The sequence below is a fragment of the Burkholderia sp. ABCPW 11 genome (assembly GCF_001523445.1).
Classification (GTDB): domain Bacteria; phylum Pseudomonadota; class Gammaproteobacteria; order Burkholderiales; family Burkholderiaceae; genus Burkholderia.
The window spans coordinates 125,073-150,980 of the sequence record NZ_LOVM01000004.1 but is presented as its reverse complement, the minus strand read 5'-3'; the positions used below and the strand labels follow the sequence as shown (position 1 = coordinate 150,980).

The 25,908-nt window shown below is 69.0% G+C and carries 25 protein-coding genes; 13 read left to right on the top strand and 12 right to left on the bottom strand.

From position 1 onward, the window contains the following. Nucleotides 1-152: 152 nt before the first annotated feature. The 10 genes from WS61_RS03285 to WS61_RS03235 form a co-directional block, all read right to left on the bottom strand. Nucleotides 153-434 (bottom strand): DUF333 domain-containing protein, encoded by a 282-nt coding sequence (locus WS61_RS03285; RefSeq protein ID WP_059499220.1) that lies wholly within the window; start codon nucleotides 432-434, stop codon nucleotides 153-155. Between the two features lie 152 nt (nucleotides 435-586). Continuing rightward, entirely contained in the window at nucleotides 587-1,285 is a 699-nt protein-coding gene (gene kdpE, locus WS61_RS03280; RefSeq protein ID WP_059499219.1) for a two-component system response regulator KdpE, read from the bottom strand. Next, nucleotides 1,278-4,136, bottom strand: coding sequence for a DUF4118 domain-containing protein (locus WS61_RS03275; protein WP_059499218.1), 2,859 nt, complete (start codon nucleotides 4,134-4,136; stop codon nucleotides 1,278-1,280). Before WS61_RS03275 ends, kdpE begins: the two co-directional genes overlap by 8 nt. Before the next feature lie 151 nt (nucleotides 4,137-4,287). Continuing rightward, nucleotides 4,288-4,869, bottom strand: coding sequence for a potassium-transporting ATPase subunit KdpC (kdpC, locus tag WS61_RS03270; protein ID WP_059499217.1), 582 nt, complete (start codon nucleotides 4,867-4,869; stop codon nucleotides 4,288-4,290). Nucleotides 4,870-4,922: 53 nt separating this feature from the next. After that, nucleotides 4,923-7,007 (bottom strand): potassium-transporting ATPase subunit KdpB, encoded by a 2,085-nt coding sequence (gene kdpB, locus WS61_RS03265; protein WP_059499216.1) that lies wholly within the window; start codon nucleotides 7,005-7,007, stop codon nucleotides 4,923-4,925. A gap of 54 nt (nucleotides 7,008-7,061) precedes the next feature. Next, entirely contained in the window at nucleotides 7,062-8,867 is a 1,806-nt protein-coding gene (gene kdpA, locus WS61_RS03260) for a potassium-transporting ATPase subunit KdpA (RefSeq protein WP_059499215.1), read from the bottom strand. Next, entirely contained in the window at nucleotides 8,864-8,956 is a 93-nt protein-coding gene (gene kdpF / locus WS61_RS03255) for a K(+)-transporting ATPase subunit F (protein WP_006752209.1), read from the bottom strand. The genes kdpA and kdpF overlap by 4 nt, the downstream gene beginning before the upstream one ends. Nucleotides 8,957-9,256: 300 nt before the next feature. After that, complete coding sequence (locus WS61_RS03245) at nucleotides 9,257-10,231, bottom strand: quinone oxidoreductase (RefSeq protein ID WP_059499213.1); 975 nt, start codon at nucleotides 10,229-10,231, stop codon at nucleotides 9,257-9,259. Nucleotides 10,232-10,403: 172 nt separating this feature from the next. Beyond that, the gene (locus WS61_RS03240; RefSeq protein WP_034208002.1) at nucleotides 10,404-10,796 is read right to left on the bottom strand and encodes a methylglyoxal synthase; all 393 of its coding nucleotides are present in this window, start codon (nucleotides 10,794-10,796) and stop codon (nucleotides 10,404-10,406) included. Nucleotides 10,797-10,861: 65 nt separating this feature from the next. Further along, on the bottom strand, nucleotides 10,862-11,641 hold the full coding sequence (locus WS61_RS03235; RefSeq protein WP_059499212.1) for an SDR family oxidoreductase: 780 nt from the start codon (nucleotides 11,639-11,641) through the stop codon (nucleotides 10,862-10,864). A 209-nt stretch (nucleotides 11,642-11,850) separates the two neighbouring features. Here WS61_RS03235 and upp point away from each other — a divergent pair, with 209 nt between their 5' ends. The 13 genes from upp (at nucleotide 11,851) to WS61_RS03170 (ending at nucleotide 23,367) form a co-directional block, all read left to right on the top strand. After that, nucleotides 11,851-12,501, top strand: coding sequence for a uracil phosphoribosyltransferase (gene upp / locus WS61_RS03230; protein WP_006481871.1), 651 nt, complete (start codon nucleotides 11,851-11,853; stop codon nucleotides 12,499-12,501). A 197-nt stretch (nucleotides 12,502-12,698) separates the two neighbouring features. Beyond that, nucleotides 12,699-13,427: a YebC/PmpR family DNA-binding transcriptional regulator gene (locus WS61_RS03225; RefSeq protein ID WP_059499211.1), complete on the top strand. Its 729-nt coding sequence runs from the start codon at nucleotides 12,699-12,701 to the stop codon at nucleotides 13,425-13,427. A gap of 102 nt (nucleotides 13,428-13,529) precedes the next feature. Further along, nucleotides 13,530-14,810, top strand: coding sequence for a phosphoribosylamine--glycine ligase (purD, locus tag WS61_RS03220; protein WP_059499210.1), 1,281 nt, complete (start codon nucleotides 13,530-13,532; stop codon nucleotides 14,808-14,810). Nucleotides 14,811-14,928: 118 nt separating this feature from the next. Beyond that, nucleotides 14,929-15,852: an oxygen-dependent coproporphyrinogen oxidase gene (gene hemF, locus WS61_RS03215; protein ID WP_059499209.1), complete on the top strand. Its 924-nt coding sequence runs from the start codon at nucleotides 14,929-14,931 to the stop codon at nucleotides 15,850-15,852. Next, nucleotides 15,849-16,592 carry a nicotinate-nucleotide adenylyltransferase gene (locus tag WS61_RS03210; RefSeq protein WP_059499208.1) on the top strand — a complete coding sequence of 248 codons (744 nt, stop codon included), beginning with the start codon at nucleotides 15,849-15,851 and terminating at the stop codon, nucleotides 16,590-16,592. The genes hemF and WS61_RS03210 overlap by 4 nt, the downstream gene beginning before the upstream one ends. A gap of 4 nt (nucleotides 16,593-16,596) precedes the next feature. Beyond that, nucleotides 16,597-17,040: a ribosome silencing factor gene (rsfS, locus tag WS61_RS03205; protein ID WP_006484266.1), complete on the top strand. Its 444-nt coding sequence runs from the start codon at nucleotides 16,597-16,599 to the stop codon at nucleotides 17,038-17,040. 18 nt (nucleotides 17,041-17,058) lie between these two features. Then, a complete protein-coding gene (gene rlmH / locus WS61_RS03200) occupies nucleotides 17,059-17,529 on the top strand; it encodes a 23S rRNA (pseudouridine(1915)-N(3))-methyltransferase RlmH (protein ID WP_034208007.1) in 471 nt (156 codons plus the stop codon). A gap of 51 nt (nucleotides 17,530-17,580) precedes the next feature. Continuing rightward, nucleotides 17,581-18,213 carry a nucleoside triphosphate pyrophosphatase gene (locus tag WS61_RS03195; RefSeq protein WP_059499207.1) on the top strand — a complete coding sequence of 211 codons (633 nt, stop codon included), beginning with the start codon at nucleotides 17,581-17,583 and terminating at the stop codon, nucleotides 18,211-18,213. Between the two features lie 8 nt (nucleotides 18,214-18,221). Continuing rightward, the gene (rng, locus tag WS61_RS03190; protein WP_059499206.1) at nucleotides 18,222-19,691 is read left to right on the top strand and encodes a ribonuclease G; all 1,470 of its coding nucleotides are present in this window, start codon (nucleotides 18,222-18,224) and stop codon (nucleotides 19,689-19,691) included. Between the two features lie 124 nt (nucleotides 19,692-19,815). Further along, the gene (locus WS61_RS03185) at nucleotides 19,816-20,151 is read left to right on the top strand and encodes a YggL family protein (protein WP_034208010.1); all 336 of its coding nucleotides are present in this window, start codon (nucleotides 19,816-19,818) and stop codon (nucleotides 20,149-20,151) included. Nucleotides 20,152-20,537: 386 nt separating this feature from the next. Further along, on the top strand, nucleotides 20,538-21,503 hold the full coding sequence (locus WS61_RS03180) for a PRC-barrel domain-containing protein (protein WP_059499205.1): 966 nt from the start codon (nucleotides 20,538-20,540) through the stop codon (nucleotides 21,501-21,503). Beyond that, nucleotides 21,500-22,759 carry an MFS transporter gene (locus WS61_RS03175; RefSeq protein ID WP_059499204.1) on the top strand — a complete coding sequence of 420 codons (1,260 nt, stop codon included), beginning with the start codon at nucleotides 21,500-21,502 and terminating at the stop codon, nucleotides 22,757-22,759. Before WS61_RS03180 ends, WS61_RS03175 begins: the two co-directional genes overlap by 4 nt. A 41-nt stretch (nucleotides 22,760-22,800) precedes the next feature. Beyond that, complete coding sequence (locus tag WS61_RS03170; protein WP_059499203.1) at nucleotides 22,801-23,367, top strand: aromatic acid exporter family protein; 567 nt, start codon at nucleotides 22,801-22,803, stop codon at nucleotides 23,365-23,367. Between the two features lie 108 nt (nucleotides 23,368-23,475). Here WS61_RS03170 and WS61_RS03165 read toward each other — a convergent pair whose 3' ends face one another. Together WS61_RS03165 and msbA are read right to left on the bottom strand one after the other, a co-directional pair. Further along, on the bottom strand, nucleotides 23,476-23,859 hold the full coding sequence (locus WS61_RS03165; protein ID WP_059499202.1) for an RcnB family protein: 384 nt from the start codon (nucleotides 23,857-23,859) through the stop codon (nucleotides 23,476-23,478). 93 nt (nucleotides 23,860-23,952) lie between these two features. Continuing rightward, nucleotides 23,953-25,704 carry a lipid A export permease/ATP-binding protein MsbA gene (gene msbA / locus WS61_RS03160; protein ID WP_059499201.1) on the bottom strand — a complete coding sequence of 584 codons (1,752 nt, stop codon included), beginning with the start codon at nucleotides 25,702-25,704 and terminating at the stop codon, nucleotides 23,953-23,955. Nucleotides 25,705-25,908: the final 204 nt, after the last annotated feature.

Here is a 25,908-nt window from a genome sequence, read left to right as displayed (position 1 = left end):
TCGACGTACTCCATATCGGATGGGGCCGTCCCCGTTGAAGCGAATGACCCGGGGTCGTCCCCGGGCGGCGCCGAGTATAACAAGAGGCTGACGGACCTGCCGGCTGTGGGCCGCGGCGGCGGCCGATGCGGGGCGCGACCGGCCGGACGCGGTCAGTTCGCCACGCGCTTGGGCGCGACGCCGCCGACGCAGCGGTCGTCCCGGTACAGCGCCCACTCCTCGCACACGCGGCCATCCTTGAACATGCACATGCCGACCTGCCCGTGCGGCAGGCTGCGGATCACGTGGCGACCGCCGAGCTTCTCGCAGTTGACCGATGCGGGATTGGCCAGCGCCGCCTGCGCGGGCGGCTGCTGCCCGGGCGGCAGCGGCTGGGCGAACGCGCCGGGCGCAGCTAGCGCCAGCGCACAGCTGACGACCAGACGGACGGACATTGCACGCTCCTCGTTTTCGTTCGGGGAACGGTCAGGATAGCGGGGATTGCGCAGCCGGTGTGCAAGGGCGGCCGCGGTCGCGAAACTGTCGCGCCGGCGCAACCCTGCCGGTGCGCGGCACCTCGGCCGCGTGCCCCGCCGCGCATCGCCCGTCACACCGCGCCGACGAGCCGATAGCCGACGCCCGTCTCGGTGACGATGTGCTCGGGCTGCGCGGGATCGGCCTCGAGCTTCTGGCGCAGGTGCGCCATGTAGATACGCAGGTAATGATGGCTCTCGACGTGCGATGGTCCCCACACGTCGCGCAGCAACTGGCGGTGCGTGAGCACGCGCCCCGCGTGACGCACGAGCGTCGCGAGCAGCCGGTACTCGAGCGGCGTCAGGTGCACGATCGCGTCATCGCGCCACACCTGGCGCAGCGCGAGATCGACGGTCACGGTGCCGAAGGCCACCTTCGGCGACGCGTTCGCGCCGCCCTGGTTGCGCCGGCGCAGTTGCGCGCGAATCCGCGCACGCAGTTCGGACACGCCGAACGGCTTGGTCAGGTAATCGTCGGCGCCCGCGTCCAGCGCCGCGACTTTCTCCTCCTCCTGCGTGCGGGCGGACAGCACGATCACCGGCACCTCGGACCAGCCGCGCAGCTCGCGGATCACGTCGAGGCCGTCGGTGTCGGGCAGGCCGAGGTCGACGATCACGAGGTCGGGCTTGCGCGTCGCCGCGTCGATCAACCCCTGCTTGCCCGTCTCGGCCTCGAACACCGCGATGCCCTCCTCCTCGAGCGCGGCGCGCACGAAGCGGCGGATCTGCTTTTCGTCCTCGATCAGGACGACGGTCAGGCTGGGTTCACTCATGGTCTGGCAATGACTCGGATGGGGGCGATGCGCCCGGCAGGTCGGATTCGTCGTCGGGCACGGCGGGCGCGGCCGGCGGCGTGTCGACCGGCAGCGTGAACCAGAAGCGCGCACCCGTCACGCGGCCGTCGGGCGCGACGCGGTTGAGCGCGCCGATTTTACCGCCGTGCGCCTCGACGATCGCGCGGCAGATCGCGAGCCCGAGCCCGATGCCGGGCGTGGCCGACTCCTTCTCGCCGCGCGTGAACTTCTCGAAGATCCGCGCCTCCATGCCGGCCGGCAAGCCGGGGCCGTGATCGTCGACGTGCACGCGCACGAACGGGTTCCCGAACGGGTTCCCGTTGTCGTCGGTCACACGCTCCGCGCCGATGTCGAGCGACGTATCGGGCGGCGTGTACTTCGCCGCGTTCTCGAACAGGTTGGTGAACAGCCGCTCCATCAGCACCGCGTCCATCTGCAGCAACGGCAGGTCGGCCGGCAGCGCGACGCGCACGGGATGACGCGCGAGCACCCGCCGGCATGCGGCAAGCGCGGCGCCGACGGTTTCCTCGAGCAGCGACCACTGGCGCTTGAGCTGCAGGCTGCCGGCCTGCAGCCGCGCCATGTCGAGCAGGTTCGTGACGATGCCCGTCATGCGCAGCGCCTCGTCGTGAATCGCGTCGACGAGTTCGCCCTCGCGCTGCGCGAGCCGCGCGGCGGCCGCGGCGTCACCCGCCTGCGCGGCCGCGCGCCCGTTCGCGAGCATCGACGAAAAGCCGACGATCGTCGTGAGCGGCGTGCGCAGGTCGTGCGAGATCGCCGACAGCAGCGAGTTGCGCAGCCGCTCGGACTCCATGTTGACGAGCGCGTCGCGCGCGATCTCGACGTAATGCACGCGCTCGAGCGCGAGCGCGATCTGCGCGGCGAATGCGTCGAGCATCCGCTGCTGCTCGGGCACCTCGAGTTCGCGCGGCTCGCGCGATGCGACCGCGAGCACGCCGCGCGTGCGCATCGGCGCCTTCAGCGGCAGATACAGCGCGGCCGTCGCCGGCAGCGTATCGGTGCCGCGCCCGGCCGGCTTCTGCTGGTCGTACACCCACTGGCCGACGTCGCGGTCGAGCTCCGCGCCCGCCAGCGTGACGGCCGCATCGGGCTCCTCGATCTTCTGCCGTACCTGGTCCGCGCTGTCGGGCAGCAGGAACGCGACGCGCGCGCGGAACACCTCGCCCACGTGGCGGCTGCCGATCTCGACGATCTGCTCGGTCGTCAGCGCCGCGCCAAGCTCGCGCGCCATCGCGTAGATCGCGCCGGTGCGGCGCTCGCGGCGCTGCGCGACGCTCGCCTGGCGCGTGAGCGTCGACGTCAGGTGGCTGATCACGAGCGAGGTCAGCAGCATCCCGAAGAAGGTCAGCAGATATTGCGTGTCGCTGACCGAGAACGACATGCGCGGCGGCACGAAGAAGAAATCGAACGCGGCCACCGACAGGAACGACTGCAGCACGCCCGGGCCGCGCCCGAGCCGTACGGCCGAAAACACCACGCCGAGCAGGTACAGCATCACGAGATTCGTGAGGTCGAGCCGCCCGGACACGACGCTCGCGACGACGGTGATCGCCGCGCAGATCGCGGCCGCATACGCGTAATGGCGCGGCGGCGAACGATGCGTGCCGAGCTGCGCGAACGCATCGCGCCAGTCGCGCGCCCGCGCGTCGAGCGGCGCGGCGCGCGCCTCGTCGCTCGCGGACGCGCGAATCAGCATCAGGTCGACGTCGCCCGCGCGTTCCGCCAGTTGCTCGCCGAACGGCCGCGCGAAGCGGCGCGCGAGCCCGACCTTCGGCGAGCCGCCCGCGACCAGCTTCGATACGTTGCGCACCTTCGCATAGCCGATCAGCGCGGCGACCGCGTCGGCGCCGGCGAGCGTGGCCGTCTCCGCGCCGAGCTCGGCCGCGAGCTTCAGCGCGTCGAGCGTGCGCTGCCGCCGCGCGTCGGGCAGCCGCTGCAGGCGCGGCGTCTCGACGTACACGGCGATCCAGTCGGCCTTCAGGCTCGCGGCCAGGCGCGCCGCCGCGCGCACGAGCGTCGGCGCTTCGGCGCCCGGGCCGACGCACACGAGCAGCCGCTCGCGCGCCTGCCAGATGCGCTGGATCGAACGATCGGCGCGGTACTCGCGCATCTGCGCGTCGACGCGATCGGCCGTGCGCCGCAGCGCCAGCTCGCGCAGCGCGATCAGGTTGCCCTTGCGGAAGAAGTTGCGCACCGCGCGCTCGGCCTGCTGCGCGAGATAGACCTTGCCGTCGCGCATGCGCTCGAGCAACTCCTCGGCCGGCAGGTCGACGAGCGTGACTTCGTCGGCCGCGTCGAACACGCGATCGGGCACGGTCTCCCACACGCGGATGCCGGTGATCGCGCCGACCACGTCATTCAGGCTTTCGAGGTGCTGGACGTTGACGGTCGTATACACGTCGATGCCCGCGTCGAGCAGCTCGTAGACGTCCTGCCAGCGCTTCAGGTGCCGTGCGCCCTGCACGTTCGAATGCGCGAGCTCGTCGACGAGGATCAGTTGCGGCGCACGCGCGAGCGCGCCGTCCAGATCGAATTCGGCGAACGTGCGGCCGCGATGGTCGATGCGGGCGGGCGGCAGCACGTCGAGGCCGTCGAGCAGCGCGGCGGTCTCGCCGCGGCCGTGGGTCTCGACGATGCCGACGACGACGTCGACGCCCTCCTGCCGGCGCTGCCGCGCGGCCTGCAGCATCGCGTAGGTCTTGCCGACGCCGGCGGACGCGCCGAAGAAGATCTTGAGCTGGCCGCGCCGCTGCTTTTCTTCGTCTCGCTGCAGCTTGTCGAGAAGTTGGTCGGGATCGGGACGGTTCATGCGTGAGGAAAGCGGAGCGCCCGGATGCGCGCGGGTACGAGCATTGTGGTTCCAAATCACCGCAAAAGGCAAAGACGGCGCGCGCGCCGTCGGCAAAAGCGCATCCGGCGCGGTTCAGGCGCGCCGGATGCCGGCCGCTACGCGCGATCGGTCAGTGCGCGGCCTGCGCCGCGTCGAGCGCGAGGTTCAGCTTCAGCACGTTCACGCGCGGCTCGCCGAGCACGCCGAACTGGCGGCCCGTCGTGTTCGCGGCGACGAGTCGCGCGACCGCGTCCGGCGCCAGGTTGCGCGCCTTCGCGACGCGCTCGACCTGGTACGCGGCGGCGGCTGGCGTGATCTCCGGATCGAGGCCGCTCGCCGACGCCGTCACGAGATCGACCGGCACCGGCTTCGACAGGTCGGTGCCGGCGTCGCGCAGCGCGGCGAGGCGCGCCTTCACCTGATCGGCGAGCGACGGGTTCAGCGGGCCGAGGTTCGAGCCGCCGGAGCCGGCCGCGTTGTACGGCATCGGCGCGGTGGCCGACAGCCGGCCCCAGAAATACTTCGGCGCATCGAACGGCTGGCCGATCAGCGCGGAGCCGACGACCTTGCCGTCCCGCTCGATCAGGCTGCCGTTGGCCTGCGACGGGAACACGGCCTGACCGAACACGGTCATCGCGGCCGGGTAAGCGAGCCCCGTCACGGCGGTCAGGATGACGAACAGTACGACGAGCGGGCGAATCAACGATTTCATGATGGTTCCTTCGGGTGCGGCCGGCTAGGTGCGGCCGGCTAGGTGCGGCCGGCTCAGGCCCAGCCGAGCGCGGCGAGCGTCATGTCGATCAGCTTGATGAACGGGAACGGCAGCAGCACGCCGCCGAGGCCGTAGACCAGCAGGTTGCGGCGCAGCAGCGACGCGGCGCCGAGCGGCCGGTAGGTCACGCCCTTCAGCGCGAGCGGAATCAGCGCGACGATGATCAATGCGTTGAAGATCACCGCCGACAGGATCGCGGACGCCGGCGAGCTCAGGTGCATGATGTCGAGCACGCGCAGTTGCGGGTACGTCGTCACGAACGCGGCCGGAATGATCGCGAAGTACTTCGCGATGTCGTTCGCGATCGAGAACGTGGTCAGCGACCCGCGCGTCATCAGCATCTGCTTGCCGGTCTCGACGATCTCGATCAGCTTCGTCGGGTTCGAGTCGAGGTCGACCATGTTGCCGGCTTCCTTCGCCGCCTGCGTGCCGGTGTTCATCGCGACCGCGACGTCCGCCTGCGCGAGCGCCGGCGCGTCGTTGGTGCCGTCGCCCGTCATCGCGACGAGGCGTCCGGCCGCCTGGTGCTCGCGGATCGTCGCGAGCTTGGTTTCCGGCGTCGCTTCCGCGAGGAAATCGTCGACGCCCGCTTCCGCCGCGATCGCCGCGGCCGTCAACCGGTTGTCGCCCGTCACCATCACGGTCTTGATGCCCATCTTGCGCAGCTCCGCGAAGCGCTCCTTGATGCCGCCCTTCACGATGTCCTTCAGCTCGATCACGCCGAGCACGCGCGCCGCCCCTTCCTGCAGGTCTGCCACGACGAGCGGCGTGCTGCCGCGGCGCGCAACATCGTCCACCGCGCGGCGCACCTCTTCCGGAAAGCGGCTGCCGTGCGTCTCGACGTAGCGGCGAATCGCATCGGCCGCGCCCTTGCGGATTTCGCGGCCCGGCAGATCGACGCCGCTCATCCGCGTCTGCGCGGAAAAGCCGAGGAACGTCGCGTGCAGTTGCGCCATGTCGCGCTGGCGAATGTCGAAGCGCGCCTTCGCGAGCACGACGATGCTGCGGCCTTCCGGCGTTTCGTCGGCGAGCGACGACAGTTGCGCGGCATCGGCCAGCGCTTCCTCGGCCACGCCGGGCGCCGGCACGAACGTCGACGCCTGGCGGTTGCCGAGCGTGATCGTGCCGGTCTTGTCGAGCAGCAGCACGTCGACGTCGCCGGCCGCCTCCACCGCGCGCCCCGACGTCGCGATCACGTTCGCCTGCATCATCCGGCTCATCCCGGCCACACCGATCGCGGACAGCAGGCCGCCGATCGTCGTCGGAATCAGGCACACGAGCAGCGCGACGAGCGCGGTGATCGTCACCACGTGGCCGGCCTTCATCGCCTCGACCGAGAACATCGAGAACGGCAGCAGCGTCGCGGTCGCGAGCAGCATCACGATCGTCAGCGCGACGAGCAGGATCGTCAGCGCGACTTCGTTCGGCGTCTTCTTGCGCTTCGCGCCTTCGACCATCGCGATCATGCGGTCGAGGAACGCCTCGCCGGGATTCGCGGTGACCTTGACGACGATCCAGTCCGACAGCACGCGCGTGCCGCCCGTCACCGACGAGAAGTCGCCGCCCGATTCGCGGATCACCGGCGCGGATTCGCCGGTGATCGCCGATTCGTCGACCGACGCGACGCCGTCGAGCACCTCGCCGTCGGCCGGGATCACGTCGCCTGTCTCGACGAGCACGACGTCGCCTTTACGCAGGTCGGACGCGGTCGTGATGCGGATCGGCGACTTCGGATGCGGCTCGTTGAGCTTCTTCGCCATCACGTCCTTCTTCGCGCTGCGCAGCGACGCGGCCTGCGCCTTCGAGCGTCCTTCCGCGAGCGCTTCGGCGAAGTTCGCGAACAGCACCGTGAACCACAGCCACAGCGCGACCGCGAGGATGAAGCCGGCGGGCGCCTCGGCCTGGCCGGCGAGCGCCGCGATCCACAGGATCGTGGTCAGGATGCTGCCGACGTACACGCAGAACATCACCGGGTTGCGCAACTGCGTGCGCGGCGTGAGTTTCTTGAACGAATCCGCGATCGCCGGGCGCAGCAGCGCCGGATCGAACATGGACCGTGTTGCGGAATGTTGAGTCATTGCGATCTCTTCAAGCTCTTCAGTCTTTTCAATGTGTCGCCATGCGGGCGCGCGTCAGGCGCCCAGCCACATCATCAGGTGCTCGACGCCGGGGCCCAGCGCGAGCGCCGGCACGTAGGTCAGCGCACCCACCAGCAGCACGGTGCCGAGCAGCAGCACGACGAACAGCGGGCCGTGGGTCGGCAGCGTGCCGCTCGTCACCGCGATGCGTTTCTTCGCGGCGAGCGAGCCGGCGATCGCCAGCACCGGCACGATCGTGCCGAAGCGGCCGAACCACATCGCGATCGCGGTCATCCAGTTGTAGAACGGCGTGCCGACCGTCAGGCCCGCGAACGCGCTGCCGTTGTTGTTCGCGGCCGAGCTGAACGCATAGAGGATTTCCGAGAAGCCGTGCGGGCCGGGGTTCGCGATGCCGGCCTTGCCCGCGTCCGCCAACACCGCGATCGACGTACCGAGCAGCACGAGCAGCGGCGTGAGCAGCACGACGATCGACACCATCTTCATCTCGTACGACTCGATCTTCTTGCCCACGTATTCCGGCGTGCGGCCGATCATCAGGCCCGCTACGAACACCGCGAGCAGCGCGAACACGAGCATCCCGTAGAGGCCGGAGCCGACCCCGCCGTAGATCACTTCGCCGAGCTGCATCAGCAGCATCGGCACGAGGCCGCCGACCGGCGTCAGCGAATCGTGCATCGCATCGACCGCGCCGCACGACGCGGCCGTCGTCGCGACCGTGAAGATGCCGGTCTGCGCGATCCCGAAGCGCGTTTCCTTGCCTTCCATGTTGCCGCCCGGCTGCAGCGCGCTCGCCGACTGGTCGACGTGCAGCGCGGCGAGCGTCGGGTTGCCGGCCTGCTCGGCGCTCACCTCGACGCCGGTCGCGACCGCGAACGCGACCGTCATCGCCGCGAGCACCGCGATGCCCTGCCGGCGGTCGCCGATCATGCGGCCGAACACGAGGCACAGCGCGGCCGGAATGATCAGGATCGCGAAGATCTCGACGAAGTTCGAGAACGGCGTCGGGTTCTCGTACGGGTGCGCGGAGTTCGCGTTGAAGAAGCCGCCGCCGTTGGTGCCGAGCATCTTGATCGCTTCCTGCGACGCGACCGGGCCCATCGCGAGCGTCTGCTTCGTCAACGGGGTCGGCACCGTGACCGCGTTGCCCTTGTCGTCCTTCACCAGGTTGCCGTGCGCGTCGAGCTTCGGCGCCGCATAGGCGCTCGCCTGCAACACCGGCACGTCCTGGTACGCCTTCATGTTCTGCAGCACGCCCTGGCTCATCAGCAGCGCGGCGACGAGCGCCGCCATCGGCACGAGCACGTACAGCGTCACGCGCGTCAGGTCGACCCAGAAGTTGCCGATGGTCTGCGCGGTGTGGCGCGCGAAGCCGCGGATCAGCGCGATCACGACGACGATGCCGGTCGCCGCCGACAGGAAGTTCTGCACCGTCAGGCCGAGCATCTGCGTCAGGTAACTGACGGTCTGCTCGGGCGTGTAGTCCTGCCAGTTCGTGTTGGCGACGAAGCTGACGGCCGTGTTGAACGCGCCGTCGGCCGTCATCGCGCCGAACTGCTGCGGGTTGCCGGGCAGGAAGCCCTGCAGGCGCAGCAACCCGTAGAGGAACAGCACGCCGAGCGCGTTGAACGCGATCGTCGCGACCGCGTATTGCTTCCAGTTCATCTCGGTGCCGGCGTCGACGCCGGCGACGCGGTACAGCACACGTTCGAGCGGCCCGAACACACGCACGACGCGCGCGCTGCCGTCCATCACCGCCGTCAGATAGCGCGCGACCGGCACGGCCGCCGCCAGCAGCACGACGATGAACAGCAGCGTCTGCAACAGGTTGTTCGCGTTCATTCGATGTCCTCCGCGCGCAGCAGCGCAAAGACGAGATACGCGAACAGCAGCGCGGTGGACGCGCCCGCCAGCCAAAGCATCCAGGTCATGCCCGCCCCCCGCGACCGTATTGCGCGAGCTTCTCGCAACCGGCAACCAAACCGAGGATCAGCACGGTGAAAAGCACCAGGGCGCCGATGAATACCCCATCCATTTTTTGTGTTCTCCGTCGTCGAAATCAGACGACTGGAACGTTATGGGAACGCGCGTAAAGGGCGGGTCAAAGGTATCGCGGCGGATATAAAAAACGTGTAAACGCGAGGCGGGAGAAGAACGCAGGCAGGACGGGCGGCGCCGCAGCGCCGCCCGCGAAGGCGCATGCCGGCATGGCGCCGGCACGCAAGGAACGGTCAGGGAACGAGGACCGTCGAGCCGGTGGTCTTGCGCGCTTCCAGATCCGCATGCGCGCGGCCGACTTCCGCGAGCGGATAGCGCTGGTTGATGCTCGTCTTCACCTTGCCCGACAGGATCACGTCGAACAGCTCGGCGGCCGCGGCTTCGAGATCGGCGCGCTTCGCGATGTACGAGAACAGCGTCGGCCGCGTGAAGAACAGCGAGCCGCGCGACGAGAATTCCTTCGAGTCGATCGGCGGCAGCGGGCCTGACGCGTTGCCGAAGCTGACGAAGTAGCCGAGCGGCGCGAGGCTGTCGAGCGAGCCGACATAGGTGTCCTTGCCGATCGAATCGTAGACGACCGGCACGCCCGCGCCGTGGGTGATCTCCTTCACGCGCTGCGTGAAGTTTTCGCGCGTGTAGACGATCGGGTGATCGCAGCCGTGCGCCTTCGCGAGTTCGGCCTTTTCGTCGGAGCCGACCGTGCCGATCACGGTCGCGCCGAGCGCCTTCGCCCATTGGCACACGAGCAGCCCGACGCCGCCGGCCGCCGCATGGATCAGGATCGTGTCGCCGGCCTTCACCGGGTACGTGCGACGCAGCAGATAGTGCGCGGTCAGGCCCTGCAGCATCACGGACGCCGCGTCGTCGTACCCGATACCGTCGGGCAGCTTCACGAGTTTCTCGGCCGGCAGCACGCGCTCCTGCGCGTACGCGCCCGGCGGCTGCGCGACGTAGGCGACACGATCGCCGACCTTCAGCGCGCTCACGCCGTCGCCGACGGCCGTCACTTCGCCGGCCGCCTCCATCCCGAGGCCCGCCGGCAGCGGCTGCGGATACAGGCCCGTGCGGAAATACACGTCGATGTAGTTGAGCCCGACCGCGTGCTGGCGGATGCGCACCTCGCCGGCCTTCGGCGCGTCGACGTCGACATCGACCCACTTCATCACGTCCGGGCCGCCCGGCTGGTCGTATCGGATTGCTTTCGGCATCGTTTTGCTCCTCGTCTGTCTGTCGGTCAGGGAAATCCGGATCGCCGATGCGCGCGTCGCACCGATTCGTACGGGAGCCGGCAGGCGCGCATGGCGACGCACGATTCTCGCGCGTCGCGGCCCGCCGTGCATGGCCCTGCCGCCGGCAGGGACAATCGGCCGCGGTCCGCGCCTAGCAAACGTCCTGCATGTTCCGCGCCAGATCGTCGAGCAGCATCCGCGCGGTCGCGACGTTGGTCGCGACCGGCACGTCGTGCACGTCGCAGGCGCGCACGAGCGCGGTGATGTCGGGGTCGTGCGGCTGCGCGGTCATCGGATCGCGCAGGAACACGACGATGTCGACGCGGCCGTCGGCCAGTTCCGCGCCGATCTGCAGGTCGCCGCCGAGCGGCCCCGACAGCTTGCGCTCGACGTCGAGCCCGTGCGCGGCGGCGATACGGCCGCCCGTCGTGCCCGTCGCGACCAGCCGGCATTGCGCGAGCGTCTCGCGATACTGGCCCGCGAGCGCGACGATCTCGTCCTTCTTCGCGTCGTGCGCAATCAATGCGATGCGGGGTTTGCTCATCTCCGTTTCCTTCGTCGTTCGGTTGTTCGTTCGTTGTGTCGTCGTCGTGAATCGAAAAGCGCGGATCAGAACGTGCCCGGATACGCGCCGCCGTCGAGCAGCCAGTTCTGCCCGGTGATGTAGCCGGCGTGCACGCTGCACAGGAACGCGCAGGCCGCGCCGAATTCGGCGCGCGTGCCGAGGCGCCCGGCCGGGATGTCCTTCGTGCGCCGCGCACGCATCTCGTCGACCGTCACGCCCTGCGCCTTCGCCGATGCGGCGAGCGTCGTCGCGATCCGGTCGGTGTCGAACAGCCCCGGCAGCAGGTTGTTGATCGTCACGCCCTGCCCCGCGACCTTGCGCGACAGCCCCGCGACGAAGCCGGTCAGCCCCGAGCGCGCGCCGTTCGACAGCGCCAGCACGTCGATCGGCGCCTTCACGGCCGAACTCGTGATGTTGACGATCCGGCCGAAACCGCGGCCGATCATCCCGTCGACGGTCGCCCGGATCAGCTCGATCGGCGTCAGCATGTTCGACTCGAGCGCACGGATCCAGTCGTCGTGGGAGAAATCGCGGAAATCGCCGGGCGGCGGGCCGCCGGCATTCGTCACGAGAATGTCCGGCTGCGGGCACGCGGCGAGCGCGGCCGCGCGGCCGTCCGGCGTCGTGATGTCGCAGGCGACCGCCGTGACCGACACGTTCGCGCCGGCGCGGATCTCTTCCGCGGTTTCCTCCAGCGTGTCGCGCGTGCGCGCGACGATCACGAGGTTCACGCCCTCCGCAGCCAGCGCTTCCGCGCAGCCGCGCCCGAGGCCTTTGCTGGCCGCGCACACGAGCGCGGTCTTTCCTTCGATGCCGAGATCCATCGTCGCTTCCCTGGTGGTGCGCGTGCCGGCGCGGCCCCGCGTTGCCGCCGGCGGGCAGGCGAACGGGCGTGCGCGGCACGCGGATTGTCGTGAGACGTCGATAATATCCGGATCGCGCGGCGCGCCTTGGTAAAATTGCGGCCATTGGCGACGGCCGGCCCGTGCCCGCCGCCGCCCCCGATCCCCTTTCGCCGCCAAGGCACCCCGTCATGAAACAGGACAGCCGTTTCCCGAACCTCTTCATCACCGATCACCCGCTGATCCAGCACAAGCTCACGCACATGCGCGACAAGGACACGTCAACGCGCACGTTTCGCGAGTTGCTGCGCGAGATCACGCTGCTGATGGGCTACGAGATCACCCGCAACCTGCCGATCACGACCAAGCGGGTCGAAACCCCGCTGGTGGCGGTCGACGCGCCGGTGATCGCGGGCAAGAAGCTCGCGATCGTGCCCGTGCTGCGCGCGGGCATCGGGATGTCGGACGGCCTGCTCGATCTGGTGCCGTCCGCACGCGTCGGCCACATCGGCGTGTACCGCGCCGACGACCACCGTCCGGTCGAATACCTGGTGCGCCTGCCGGATCTGGAAGACCGCATCTTCATCCTGTGCGACCCGATGGTCGCGACCGGCTATTCGGCCGTGCACGCGGTCGACGTGCTCAAGCGCCGCAACGTGCCGGCCGCGAACATCATGTTCGTCGCGCTCGTCGCCGCGCCCGAGGGCGTGCAGGTGTTCCAGGACGCGCACCCCGACGTGAAGCTGTTCGTCGCGTCGCTCGATTCGCACCTGAACGAGCACGCGTACATCGTGCCGGGCCTGGGCGACGCCGGCGACCGCCTGTTCGGCACCAAGAACTGACCGAAACGAGCGGCCGCAACGGCCGCCCTGGTCGTTCGGCCATGCGCGGCGGCCCCGAACCGGCGGTCGCCGCGTGATAAAATCACGATCCACTCGACACGCGCGGCCCCGCGGCTTCATGCCCGCCGACACGGCCGCCGATTCAACGACACATTGCAACAATCGCCCGCGCTGCGCGCCCGGGCACGGAGAAAGGTATGGCTGGTCATTCGAAATGGGCCAACATCAAGCATAAGAAAGCTGCGGCCGACGCGAAGCGCGGCAAGATCTGGACCCGCCTGATCAAGGAAATCCAGGTCGCGGCGCGCCTCGGCGGCGGCGACGTCAACTCGAACCCGCGCCTGCGTCTCGCGGTCGACAAGGCCGCCGACGCGAACATGCCGAAGGACAACGTCAAGCGCGCGATCGACCGCGGCGTCGGCGGCGCGGACGGCGCGAACTACGAAGAAATCCGTTACGAAGGCTACGGCATCAGCGGCGCGGCGATCATCGTCGACACGCTGACCGACAATCGCACCCGCACGGTCGCGGAAGTCCGTCACGCGTTCTCGAAGTTCGGCGGCAACATGGGCACCGACGGCTCGGTCGCGTTCATGTTCGATCACGTCGGCCAGTTCCTGTTCGCGCCCGGCACGTCGGAAGACGCGCTGATGGAAGCCGCGCTCGAAGCCGGCGCGAACGACGTGAACACGAACGACGACGGCTCGATCGAAGTGCTGTGCGACTGGCAGGCGTTCTCGGCGGTGAAGGATGCGCTCGAAGCCGCAGGCTTCAAGGCCGAACTCGCCGAAGTGACGATGAAGCCGCAGAACGAAGTCGAATTCGCCGGCGACGATGCGGTAAAGATGCAAAAGCTCCTGGACGCGCTCGAGAACCTCGACGACGTGCAGGACGTGTATACGAACGCCGTCATCGTCGAGGAATGAAATGCCGGCCGCCGCACCTGTCGCGGCGGCGGCCCGACCGATTCCGCGGCCGGCGCGCCTGAGCGTGCCGGCCGCCCTGTTTTCTAGTCTGCGGGGAATCCCATGAAACTACTCGTCGTCGGTTCCGGCGGCCGCGAACATGCGCTGGCGTGGAAGCTCGCGCAGTCGCCGCGCGTCCAGATGGTCTACGTCGCGCCCGGCAATGGCGGCACGGCGCAGGACGAGCGTCTGAAGAACGTCGATATCACGTCGCTCGACGAACTCGCCGATTTCGCGGAACGCGAAGGTGTCGCGTTCACGCTCGTCGGGCCGGAAGCCCCGCTCGCGGCCGGCATCGTCAACCTGTTCCGCGCACGCGGCCTGAAGGTATTCGGCCCGACCCGCGAAGCCGCGCAGCTCGAAAGCTCGAAGGATTTCGCGAAGGCGTTCATGAAGCGCCACGGCATCCCGACCGCCGATTACGAAACCTTCGCCGACGCGGCGGCTGCCCACGCGTACATCGACGCGAAGGGTGCGCCGATCGTCGTGAAGGCCGACGGCCTCGCGGCCGGCAAGGGCGTCGTCGTCGCGACGACGCTCGAAGAGGCGCACGCCGCCGTCGACATGATGCTGTCGGGCAACAAGCTGGGAGACGCCGGCGCGCGCGTCGTGATCGAGGAATTCCTCGACGGCGAGGAAGCGAGCTTCATCGTGATGGTCGACGGCAAGCACGCGCTGGCGCTGGCATCCAGCCAGGACCACAAGCGCCTGCTCGACGAGGATCGCGGCCCGAACACCGGCGGCATGGGCGCGTATTCGCCCGCGCCGATCGTCACGCCGCAGATGCACGCACGCGTGATGCGCGAAATCATCATGCCGACCGTGCGCGGGATGGAGAAGGACGGCATCCGCTTCACCGGCTTCCTGTACGCGGGCCTGATGATCGACAAGGACGGCAATCCGCGCACCCTCGAGTTCAACTGCCGGATGGGCGATCCGGAAACGCAGCCGATCATGGCGCGCCTGAAGAGCGATTTCTCGAAGGTCGTCGAACAGGCGATCGCGGGCACGCTCGACACGGTCGAGCTCGACTGGGATCGCCGCACCGCGCTCGGCGTCGTGTTGGCCGCGCACGGTTACCCGGACGCGCCGCGCAAGGGCGACCGCATCAACGGGATCCCGGCCGAGACCGAACAAGCGGTGACGTTCCATGCAGGCACGACGCTCGCCGACGGCGACAAGCTCGTGACGTCCGGTGGCCGCGTGCTGTGCGTGGTCGGCCTCGCCGATTCGGTGCGCGAAGCGCAGCAGCATGCGTACGACACGATCAACCAGATCAATTTCGAAGGCATGCAGTACCGCCGCGACATCGGCTTTCGCGCGCTCAACCGCAAGAGCGCGTGACGTCGCCATCGCCGCCCCGCGCCCTCGCGGCGGCGGCCCGTCTGCCGGGGTTCGATAGAATGCCCGGCAGACGCTTTTTTTACGGCCCTCGCTCAGCGCGGGGGCAGCCAGTCCAGACATGACCGATTCGACCTACGACGTGGCGCGTGTGCGCACGTACCTCCAGGGCCTGCAGACACGTATCGCCGACGCGCTCGGCGCGCTCGACGGCACGCCGCTCGCGACCGACACGTGGCAGCGCGGGCCGGCCGAACGCCTGCGCGGCGGCGGTTGCACGCGGATTCTCGAAGGCGGCCGCGTGTTCGAACGCGCGGGAATCGGCTTTTCCGACGTCGCGGGCGACGCGCTGCCGCCGTCGGCGAGCGCGGCGCGCCCGCAGCTCGCGGGCCGCGGCTTCGAGGCGCTCGGCGTGTCGCTCGTGCTGCACCCGCGCAATCCGTACTGCCCGACCGTGCACATGAACGTGCGGATGCTGATCGCGACGAAACCGGGCGAGGCGCCCGTGTTCTGGTTCGGCGGCGGCATGGATCTGACACCGGTTTACGGTTTCGAGGACGACGCGCGGCATTTCCACCAGACCTGCAAGGACGCGCTCGACCCGTTCGGCGTCGAGCTCTACCCGCGCTTCAAGCAATGGTGCGACGAATATTTCTTCCTGAAGCACCGCAACGAGATGCGCGGCATCGGCGGGATCTTCTTCGACGATTTCTCGGAACCCGGTTTCGAACGCTCGTTTGACATGATGCAAAGCGTCGGCGATGCGTTCCTGCACGCTTATCTGCCGATCGTCGAGCGCCGCGCCGGGCTGCCGTACGGCGAGCGCGAGCGCGACTTCCAGGCATACCGCCGCGGCCGCTACGTCGAATTCAACCTCGTGTTCGACCGCGGCACGCTGTTCGGCCTGCAAAGCGGCGGCCGGACCGAGTCGATCCTGATGTCGATGCCGCCGGTCGCGAACTGGCGCTACAACTGGCAGCCCGAGCCGGGTTCGCCGGAAGCGCGCCTGTATAGCGACTTCCTCGTGCCGCGCGACTGGGTTTGAGCCCGCGCGCCCCGCTGCCCCAACGAGAGGACGCGTTTCTGGACACCACCGCCCGCCCCGCCCCGCTGCCGCGTCGTATCGGCTTGCTGGGCGGTACTTTCGACCCGATCCACGACGGCCATCTCGCGCTCGCGCGCCGGTTCGCCGGGCTGCTCGACCTGACCGAACTCGTGTTGCTGCCCGCCGGGCAGCCGTACCAGAAGCGCGACGTGTCGGCCGCCGAGCACCGGCTCGCGATGACACGCGCGGCCGCCGGCACGCTGTCGATGCCGGGCGTGACCGTGACCGTCGCCACCGACGAGATCGAGCACGCCGGCCCGACCTACACGGTCGAGACGCTCGCGCGCTGGCGCGAGCGGATCGGCCCGGATGCGTCGCTGGCGCTGCTGATCGGCGCCGACCAACTCGTGCGCCTCGATACGTGGCGCGACTGGCGCACGCTGTTCGACTACGCGCACATCGGCGTGTCGACGCGCCCGGGCTTCGAGCTCGACGCGGCGCCGCCGGACGTCGCGCGCGAAATCGCCGCGCGGCAGGCCGGCGCCGACGTGCTCAAGGCCACGCCGGCGGGCCGCCTGCTGATCGATACGACCCTTTCGTTCGACATCGCCGCGACCGACATCCGCGCGCACCTGCGCGAATGCATCGCACGCCATGCGCAAATGCCCGACGCGTCGGCCGAACATGTGCCGGCCGCCGTATGGGCCTATATTCTTCAACATCGCCTCTACCATTCCTGAATCCATGGATATTCGCAAACTGCAGCGCGTGATCGTCGACGCCCTCGAAGACGTCAAGGCGCAAGACATCAAGGTGTTCAACACCAGCCACCTGACCGAACTGTTCGACCGCGTGGTCGTCGCCTCGGGCACCTCCAACCGCCAGACCAAGGCCCTCGCGTCGAACGTGCGCGACAAGGTCAAGGAAGCCGGCGGCGACGTCGTCAGCTCCGAAGGCGAGGACACCGGCGAATGGGTGCTGGTCGACTGCGGCGACGCGGTCGTGCACATCCTGCAACCGGCGCTGCGCCAGTACTACAACCTCGAGGAAATCTGGGGCGACAAGCCCGTGCGGATGAAGCTCGGCGGCGGCAAGGGCAACGGCTTCGCCACGGCGAGCGAAGACGACGAAGAAGAGGAAGAAGCGCCCGCACGCCCGGCGCGCAAGACGGCCGCCCGGCGCCGCTAAGCCGTCACGCGTCTCCCGATGAAGCTTTTCATCCTCGCGGTCGGCCACAAGATGCCGGGCTGGATCGCATCCGGCTTCGACGAATACACGAAGCGGATGCCGCCCGAGCTGCGCATCGAGTTGCGCGAAATCAAGCCTGAACTGCGTTCGGGCGGCCGCAGCGCCGAAAGCGTGATGGCGGCCGAGCGGCAGAAGATCGAGGCCGCGCTGCCGAAGGGCGCGCGCATCGTCGCGCTCGACGAGCGCGGCCGCGACTGGACCACGATGCAGCTCGCGCAGGCGCTGCCCGGCTGGCAGCAGGACGGCCGCGACGTCGCGTTCGTGATCGGCGGCGCCGACGGGCTCGATCCGGACCTGAAAGCGCGCGCCGACGTGCTGCTGCGCATCTCGAGCATGACGCTGCCGCACGGAATGGTGCGCGTGCTGCTCGCCGAACAGCTTTACCGGGCGTGGAGCATCACGCAGAATCACCCCTACCACCGCGCATGACGCGTCGTCCTCGAGACGCGCGCCGCGCGCGCTCAACGAGATAACGACACCATGCCGTCCAGCACGTCCCCCGCGCTTTTCCCGATCCTTTACCTCGCTTCGCAAAGCCCGCGCCGCCAGGAGCTGCTGCAGCAGATCGGCGTTCGTTTCGAGTTGCTGCTGCCGCGCCCCGACGAGGACGCCGAGGCGCTCGAGGCCGAACTGCCCGGCGAAGCCGCCGACGCATACGTGCGGCGCGTGACCGTCGCAAAGGCCGAGGCCGCGCGTGCGCGCCTCGTCGCGAGCGGCAAGCCGGCCGCGCCGGTGCTGGTGGCCGATACCACGGTGACGATCGACGGCGCCATCCTCGGCAAGCCGGCCGACGCCGACGATGCGCTCGCGATGCTCACCCGCCTCGCCGGCCGCGAACACGTGGTGCTGACCGCCGTCGCCGTGATCGACGCCGGCGGCGAACTGCTGCCGCCCGCGCTGTCGCGCTCGTCGGTGCGCTTCGCGGCCGCGTCGCGCGACGCGTACGCGCGCTACGTCGAAACCGGCGAGCCGTTCGGCAAGGCCGGCGCGTACGCGATCCAGGGCCGCGCGGCCGAATTCATCGAGCGAATCGACGGATCCCATTCAGGTATCATGGGTCTGCCCCTTTTTGAGACTGCCGCGCTGCTGCGTACCGCACGCGTCGCCTTCTGAACCGCACCATGAACGAAGAAATCCTGATCAACCTCACGCCGCAGGAAACGCGCGTCGCACTCGTCCAGCAAGGTGCGGTGCAGGAGCTTCACGTCGAGCGCACGCTGTCGCGCGGGCGGGTCGGCAACATCTATCTCGGCAAGGTCGTGCGCGTGCTGCCCGGCATGCAGTCGGCGTTCATCGACATCGGCCTCGAGCGCGCGGCGTTCCTGCACGTCGCCGACATCTGGCATCCGCGCCTCGCGGGCGAACCGCAGTCGGGCGCGCCGCACCAGCCGATCGAGAAGATCGTGTTCGAGGGGCAGACGCTGATGGTGCAGGTGATCAAGGATCCGATCGGCACGAAAGGCGCGCGGCTGTCGACGCAGGTCAGCATCGCGGGCCGCACGCTCGTCTACCTGCCGCAGGAGCCGCATATCGGCATCTCGCAGAAGATCGAGAGCGAGGCCGAGCGCGAGGCCGTGCGCGCGCGCCTGACGGCCGTGATCCCGCCGGACGAGAAAGGCGGCTACATCGTGCGAACGATCGCCGAGGACGCCACCTCCGACGAGCTGGCCGGCGACGTCGCCTACCTGCGCAAGACCTGGGCGACGATCGTCGCGCAAGCGCAGCGGCTGCCGGCGACGAGCCTGCTGTACCAGGATCTCGATCTCGCGCAGCGCGTGCTGCGCGATTTCGCGAACGACGACACGACGCGCATCCAGGTCGATTCGCGCGAGACGTACCAGCGCCTCGCGGAATTCGCGGGCGAGTTCACGCCGGCCGTGAGCCCGAAGCTGCATCACTACACGGGCGAGCGACCGCTGTTCGACCTGTACAACATCGAGACGGAGATCCAGCGCGCGCTGTCGCGCCGCGTCGACCTGAAGTCGGGCGGCTATCTGATGATCGACCAGACCGAGGCGATGACGACGATCGACGTGAACACTGGCGGCTACGTCGGCGCGCGCAACTTCGACGACACGATCTTCAAGACCAACCTCGAGGCCGCGCACACGATCGCGCGGCAGTTGCGGCTGCGCAACCTCGGCGGGATCATCATCATCGACTTCATCGACATGGAGAACGCCGAGCATCGCGACGCGGTACTGTCCGAGCTGAAGAAGGCGCTGTCGCGCGACCGCACGCGCGTGACGGTCAACGGCTTCTCGCAGCTCGGGCTCGTCGAGATGACGCGCAAGCGCACGCGCGAGTCGCTCGCGCACGTGCTGTGCGAACCGTGCCCGACCTGCCAGGGCAAGGGCCAGGTGAAGACATCGCGCACCGTGTGCTACGACATCCTGCGCGAGATCCTGCGCGAATCGCGGCAGTTCAACCCGCGCGAGTTTCGCGTGATCGCCGCGCAGCAGGTGATCGACCTGTTCCTCGACGAGGAGTCGCAGCATCTCGCGATGCTGATCGACTTCATCGGCAAGCCGGTGTCGCTGCAGGTCGAGTCGAACCTGAGCCAGGAGCAGTACGACATCGTGCTGATGTAACGTTGCGCCATCCGCCGCCGGCAGCGCCGCGCGGCGCCCCGATGCGGCGGCCGGGCCGTTCGCGTATGCCGCGCCAGCACCGCCGCCGCCCTTTCATCGATCCTTTTCGCATTCACCCCACACCATGAGCCAACGCCACAACCGCCGCCAGCGCAAGAAACTCCACATCGGCGAATTCCAGGAACTCGCGTTCAACGCCACCGCGCATTACCGCAACGACATGACCGACCTCGAGCGCGGCCAGTTGATCGATGCGTTCATCGACTTCGTCGAAGCGAACGGGCTGCTGACCGTCGCGTCCGCGGATGAAGGCATCGGCGCGTACGTGATCTCCGGCGCGCCGCGCGGCACGACGACCGACGCCGACCGCGAACTCGTGCGCGGATGGCTGGCCGCCCGTCCGGAGCTGACCGACGTCAAGGTCAGCGAATTCACCGACGCGTGGTATCCGGACGCCTGATTGCCCGGTTTCACGCTGCTTCAAACGGCGCCCGAGCCTGCCCCCATCACGGCGAGCCAGGCCGGCGCCGCTTCTTCCGAACGATCGTGACGGCCCCCGCGTCGCCGGGCCGATGTTGCCGTCCGCGTATGGCGGCTCAGGCTCGTTGAGCCAGGGCAATGGCGGCGGCGCCTGCCCCACGTCGTCGTGGCCCGCGCGCCGCGCCGGACCGCCACCCGCCTCCGATCCCTTCCTTTTCCGCACGATCCGCTTGCAACCGGCCATCGAAATCGGTCCTGAAAGCAAGACACGTTAAACTCTCACCTCGCGTGGTGCGCCGCCCGCACCCGCCATCCATCGCCAGCCGCGTGCCCTCGTGCCGCCCCCGACCCATGGAGTGAGTGTCAATGAGCGGCGGACTCCCGTTTCCCGCATCCCGCAAGTCGTTGCCGTCCTCGACGGTCTTCCTGATTCTCGCCGTCGCCGCGTTGCTGTCCGGCTGCGGGCTGCTGCCGGTCCAGAATCCGCCCGCGCCGATCAGCGAGGCGCTCGTCGAGCCCGTCGAGGAGACCGCCGGCGAGCCGCTGACGATGCCGCCCGTGCCTGCGCCGACGCAACCGGAGGAACCGGAAGCGCCGAAGAAGCCGCACCGCGAGGTGACGCGGCCGAAGCCCGTGCAGCGCCCCGAATCGCCGACCCCGCCCCCGCCGCCGCCCGCGCCGCTCGTCGCGACGCGCGCGCTCGACCGCACCCAGATCCATGCGCTGCTCGACAGCGAGGTCGCGCGCCGCAACGGCAAGGTGGTCGGCCGCGCGGTCGACATGGTGGTCGACGCGAGCGGCAAGCCGCGCGAGATGATCGTCAACCTGCAGGGCTTCATGGGGATCGGCGACCGCAAGGTCATCTTCCCGTGGAACGTGTTCCGCTTCACGCCGGGCGGCAAACAGGAGCCGATCGTGCTCGACGTGCCGTCGGGCGACCTGCCGCCGGCCGCGCGGCCGAAGGCGGCGCCGCTGTCGGGCTCGGCCGCGGCGTCGCCGGCGACGCGACTGCCGATGCTCGACAGCGATGTCGAACGCCCGAACGGCACGAAGATCGGCCGCATCGTCGACGTGCTGATCGACCGCGGCGCCCAGCCCCAGGCCGTCGTGCTCGACCTCGGCGGGCTCGTCAATACCGACCGCCGTTCGATCGCCGCGAGCTGGGGCGCGCTGCGCTTCGTCACGCGCGACAAGGCGCTGCACCCGCAGCTCGACCTGAACGACGCCCAGATCAAGGCATCGCCGCCGTACGCGGCCGACAAGCCGATCGTCGCCGTCTTCCCGCCTGTCGCCCCGGCCGCGCCGGCTTCGTCTGCGAGTGCCACCCGATGACGATCAAGCATTCCGTCAGCGCTCGCAGTCTGCGCTCCCTCGACTGGCTCAACTTTTTCGTTGCAAACGTTCAAACCGGGTTCGGTCCGTTCATCGCGTCCTATCTCGCGTCGCACAAGTGGACGCAGGGCGAGATCGGCATGGTGCTGTCGATCGGCACGATCAGCGCGATGGTCAGCCAGGTACCGGGAGGCGCGGCCGTCGACGCGCTGAAGAACAAGAAAGGCGCGGCCGCGTGGGCGATCGCGGCCATCATCCTGTCCGCAGTCCTGCTCGCGTCGAGCCCGACGATCGTGCCGGTGATCGCCGCCGAGGTGTTCCACGGCTTCGCGAGCTGCATGCTGGTGCCGGCAATGGCCGCGATCTCGTTCTCGCTCGTCGGCCGCGCCGATCTCGGCGACCGGCTCGGCCGCAACGCGCGCTGGGCGTCGATCGGCAGTGCGGTCGCGGCGGGCCTGATGGGGCTGACCGGCGAATATTTCTCCGCGCGCGCGGTGTTCTGGCTGACCGCCGTGCTGGCGCTGCCCGCGCTGTTCGCGCTCGCGATGATCCAGCCGACGCACGAGGTGATTCCGCAATCGTCGAAGCACGACGACGCCGACGAAGGCGAGGAACGCGAAACGCTGCTCGAACTGCTGCGCGACCGCCGGATGCTGATCTTCGCGGCCTGCGTCGTGCTGTTCCACCTGTCGAACGCCGCGATGCTGAACCTCGCGGCCGGCGAAGTCACGGCCGGGATGGGCGAGAACGTGCAGCTCGTGATCGCCGCGTGCATCATCGTGCCGCAGGCGATCGTCGCGATGCTGTCGCCGTGGGTCGGCCGCTCCGCGCAGCGCTGGGGGCGCCGGCCGATCCTGCTGCTCGGCTTCTCCGCGCTGCCGGTGCGCGCGCTGCTGTTCGCCGGCGTCAGCAGCCCGTACCTGCTCGTGCCGGTGCAGATGCTCGACGGCATCAGCGCGGCCGTGTTCGGCGTGATGCTGCCGCTGATCGCGGCCGACGTCGCGGGCGGCAAAGGCCGCTACAACCTCTGTATCGGGCTGTTCGGGCTCGCGGCCGGGATTGGCGCGACGCTCAGCACGGCCGTGGCGGGCTACGTCGCCGATCACTTCGGCAACGCGGTCAGCTTCTTCGGGCTTGCGGCCGCCGGCGCGCTCGCGGTGCTGCTGGTCTGGCTCGTGATGCCCGAAACCCGCGTCGAGAACGGCGACGCGACGGCCGCCGAACCGGCGGCCGCCTCGCCCGAACAGGCGCATTGACGGCGGCGCGCCGCCGCTACCCGCTTCTTGGCCGACGCACGATGGATACGATCAGGACACTCAACGAAGCCCGCCAGCAGATCCAGCAGTCGATCTTCGATCTGTTCAAGGGGTTGTCATTCGGCGAGCGGTTCGCGCAAGGTGCGCTGATGGCGCTGCAGGCCGTCTGCGGCGCGTGCCTCGCGTATGCGATCGGCCGCGCGATGCATACCGAGCAGGCCGTGTGGGCGGCGATCACCGCGATCGCCGTCACGCAGCACAACTACTCGGACACGATGTCGCTGTCGCGCGACCAGTTCATCGGCGCGATGGTCGGCGGCATCCTCGGCTTCGCCGGTGCGGCGTTGGGCGGCGATCGCCTCGTCGCGTATGCGATCACGGTCGCGGTCGCGATCGTCTGCTGCTGGTGCCTGAACGTCGGCAGCGCCGCACGGCTCGGCGGCGTGACCGCGACGATCGTGCTGCTGTTCCCGGGCAACGGCCCGCTGTGGGACGTTCCGCTGATCCGGCTCGGCGAAGTGACGCTCGGCACGGTGTGCGCGCTGGGCGTGTGCTGGCTGATGTCGAGAATCGAGCGGCGCTGGTTCCGCCGCGCGGCGGCAAAGTGACGCGGCGCCGGGCAACGCGCCCGGCAGCCGGATGAATGATCGGACCGCTTCGTAACTGACCGCTGCGTATCGAACCGCTGCGTAACGGGTACGGGAGTACGGACCGGGTTACGGACCGACCCGCAGCACGATGCCCGACCCGATCTGCACGAGCAGGTAGTCGCCGCCGACGCCGACCCAATGGTAGCCGCGCGGCGGCGCACTCAGATGGTAGCCGCGCCAGTCGTCGACCACATACTGGCGATCGCGGAACTCGGCCGGCAGCCGGTCGCCCTTGTGCCAGTCGCGGCGCGGCCCGTCGGCCCAGCGTGGCGGGACGTCGTCTTCGCGATGCATCGCGTGGCCGGGCGGTACGTGTTTCGGGCCACGGCCGTGCTGCATCCCGTGGCCGCCACGGTCATCGCGATTGTCGTGGTCCTGCGCCATTGCCGCGGTAGCAGCGCAACCTGCCGCGATCAGTGCGGCCAGCATCATGCCGTGCATCCTCTTCATTGTCCTTCCCTCCGTGGTGTCACGTCGAACAAGAAACGACCGGGACTGCCCGACGAAGACTAGCACACGGCATCGCGGCCGCCTCACCGCGCGTTACGCCGCCTGCTGCTGGTACTGGATCCGGTGCAGGTGCGCGTAGAGGCCGTCGTGGCGCAGCAGCTCGTCGTGGCTGCCCTCTTCGACGATCTTGCCGCCCTCGAGCACGAGGATGCGGTCCGCGCGCTCGATCGTCGACAGCCGGTGCGCGATCACCAGCGTCGTGCGGCCTTCCATCAGCCGCTCGAGCGCGGCCTGCACGTGGCGCTCCGACTCCGAATCGAGCGCCGACGTCGCTTCGTCGAGAATCAGGATCGGCGCGTCCTTGTAGATCGCTCGCGCAATCGCGAGCCGCTGGCGCTGGCCGCCGGACAAGCGCATCCCGTTGCCGCCGACCAGCGTATCGAGCCCGTCGGGCATCGCGGCGACCGCATCGGCGAGGTTCGCGGCCTCGAGCGCGGCCTGCACGCGCGCGCGGTCGGGTGTCTGCCCGTATGCGACGTTCGCGGCGATCGTGTCGTTGAACAGCACGACGTCCTGGCTGACCATCGCCATCTGGCTGCGCAGCGCGTGGAGATCGTAGTCGGACACCGGCACGCCGTCGACCAGGATCGTGCCGTCCGTCGGGTCGAAGAAGCGCGGCAGCAGGTTCACGAGCGTCGTCTTGCCGCTTCCGGACGGGCCGGCCAGCGCGATCATTTCGCCCGGCGCGACCTTGAACGAGATGCGCTCGAGCGTCGGCCGTTCGGCCGCGCCGTAGTCGAACGACACCGCGCGGAATTCGATCTCGCCGCGCGCATGCGGCAGCGGCCGGCCGCCGCCCTGCGGCTCGGCCGGCTCGTCGATCAGCCCGAAGATCAGCTCGGCGGCCGTCATCCCGCGCTGCAGCGGCTGGTTGACGTCGATCAGGTGCTTGAGCGGCGAGATCACCAGCAGCATCGACGTGACGAACGCGACGAAACCGCCGACCGTCGTCTGGTCGTTCGACGACTGCACGACCGCGATCGTGATCACGACCGCGAGCGCGATCGACGCAAGGAACTGCGTGAGCGGCTGCGCGAGGCCGCCCGAGATCGTCATGCGCATCGCGTAGCCGCGCAGGCGCTTGCTCATCGTCGTGAAGCGGTCCATCTCGTACGCTTCGCCGTTGTGCACCTTGACGACCTTGTAGCCGCCGACCGTCTCCTCGACGATGTACGACAGTTCGTTGGTCAGCGTCTGGTGCTCGCGGTTCAGGCGGCGCAGCCGGCGGTTGATCTTGCTGACGAGCCAGCCGATGCCCGGCAGGATCACCGCGACGATCAGCGTGAGCCGCCAGTTCAGGTAGAACAGGTAGCCGAGCAGGAAGATCACCGTCAGCGAGTCGCGCACGAGCGTGACCATCACGCCCGTCAGCACCGACAGGATCTGGTTGACCTCGAACACGATCGCGTTGATCACCGTGCTCGCGGTTTCGCGCTGGAAGAACGACGCGCCGGTATGGATCATCCGCCGGAACATCTCGAGCCGCAGCTGCAGCAGGATGCGGTTCGATACGTAGTTGAGCAGGTAATTCGATGCGTACTGCGATACGCCGCGCACGAGCGCGAGGCCGATCACCGCGATCGGCACGTACCATTTCGCGCGGTCGCTGCCGTGCGAGCCGAAGCCGTGGTCGAGGAGCGGCTTGAGCAGCGCCGGGATACCGGCTTCGGTGGCTGCGACGACGCCCATCGTCACCACGGCGAGCACGACGATGCCGATGAGCGGCCGGATGTACGGCCACAGGCGCTTGAGGACCGTCACCGGCGAAGTGCCGCTGCCGTCCATCGGTTTGCGAAGAGTATTCTGGGTTTCCAAGGCAATCCTTCTTGAGCCGCGATGCGGCGCCCGGCGCGCGGCCGCCCGGGTGTGCGCCCTGGTCGGGCGGGTGCCGAAAAGGGCTCAACATTATAGCTGCACCGCCCTCGCCGGCACGGCCGTCGCCGATGCTGCCCGCGGCCGGCCCGAAGGTATACTGCCGCTCACCGTTTT

Bases quoted from the DNA above. Each gene is read 5' to 3' on its own strand.
- WS61_RS03285 (WP_059499220.1), bottom strand. From the start codon at position 434: ATGTCCGTCCGTCTGGTCGTCAGCTGTGCGCTGGCGCTAGCTGCGCCC.
- kdpE (WP_059499219.1), bottom strand. From the start codon at position 1,285: ATGAGTGAACCCAGCCTGACCGTCGTCCTGATCGAGGACGAAAAGCAG.
- WS61_RS03275 (WP_059499218.1), bottom strand. From the start codon at position 4,136: ATGAACCGTCCCGATCCCGACCAACTTCTCGACAAGCTGCAGCGAGAC.
- kdpC (WP_059499217.1), bottom strand. From the start codon at position 4,869: ATGAAATCGTTGATTCGCCCGCTCGTCGTACTGTTCGTCATCCTGACC.
- kdpB (WP_059499216.1), bottom strand. From the start codon at position 7,007: ATGACTCAACATTCCGCAACACGGTCCATGTTCGATCCGGCGCTGCTG.
- kdpA (WP_059499215.1), bottom strand. From the start codon at position 8,867: ATGAACGCGAACAACCTGTTGCAGACGCTGCTGTTCATCGTCGTGCTG.
- kdpF (WP_006752209.1), bottom strand. From the start codon at position 8,956: ATGACCTGGATGCTTTGGCTGGCGGGCGCGTCCACCGCGCTGCTGTTC.
- WS61_RS03245 (WP_059499213.1), bottom strand. From the start codon at position 10,231: ATGCCGAAAGCAATCCGATACGACCAGCCGGGCGGCCCGGACGTGATG.
- WS61_RS03240 (WP_034208002.1), bottom strand. From the start codon at position 10,796: ATGAGCAAACCCCGCATCGCATTGATTGCGCACGACGCGAAGAAGGAC.
- WS61_RS03235 (WP_059499212.1), bottom strand. From the start codon at position 11,641: ATGGATCTCGGCATCGAAGGAAAGACCGCGCTCGTGTGCGCGGCCAGC.
- upp (WP_006481871.1), top strand. From the start codon at position 11,851: ATGAAACAGGACAGCCGTTTCCCGAACCTCTTCATCACCGATCACCCG.
- WS61_RS03225 (WP_059499211.1), top strand. From the start codon at position 12,699: ATGGCTGGTCATTCGAAATGGGCCAACATCAAGCATAAGAAAGCTGCG.
- purD (WP_059499210.1), top strand. From the start codon at position 13,530: ATGAAACTACTCGTCGTCGGTTCCGGCGGCCGCGAACATGCGCTGGCG.
- hemF (WP_059499209.1), top strand. From the start codon at position 14,929: ATGACCGATTCGACCTACGACGTGGCGCGTGTGCGCACGTACCTCCAG.
- rsfS (WP_006484266.1), top strand. From the start codon at position 16,597: ATGGATATTCGCAAACTGCAGCGCGTGATCGTCGACGCCCTCGAAGAC.
- rlmH (WP_034208007.1), top strand. From the start codon at position 17,059: ATGAAGCTTTTCATCCTCGCGGTCGGCCACAAGATGCCGGGCTGGATC.
- WS61_RS03195 (WP_059499207.1), top strand. From the start codon at position 17,581: ATGCCGTCCAGCACGTCCCCCGCGCTTTTCCCGATCCTTTACCTCGCT.
- rng (WP_059499206.1), top strand. From the start codon at position 18,222: ATGAACGAAGAAATCCTGATCAACCTCACGCCGCAGGAAACGCGCGTC.
- WS61_RS03185 (WP_034208010.1), top strand. From the start codon at position 19,816: ATGAGCCAACGCCACAACCGCCGCCAGCGCAAGAAACTCCACATCGGC.
- WS61_RS03180 (WP_059499205.1), top strand. From the start codon at position 20,538: ATGAGCGGCGGACTCCCGTTTCCCGCATCCCGCAAGTCGTTGCCGTCC.
- WS61_RS03175 (WP_059499204.1), top strand. From the start codon at position 21,500: ATGACGATCAAGCATTCCGTCAGCGCTCGCAGTCTGCGCTCCCTCGAC.
- WS61_RS03170 (WP_059499203.1), top strand. From the start codon at position 22,801: ATGGATACGATCAGGACACTCAACGAAGCCCGCCAGCAGATCCAGCAG.
- WS61_RS03165 (WP_059499202.1), bottom strand. From the start codon at position 23,859: ATGAAGAGGATGCACGGCATGATGCTGGCCGCACTGATCGCGGCAGGT.
- msbA (WP_059499201.1), bottom strand. From the start codon at position 25,704: ATGGACGGCAGCGGCACTTCGCCGGTGACGGTCCTCAAGCGCCTGTGG.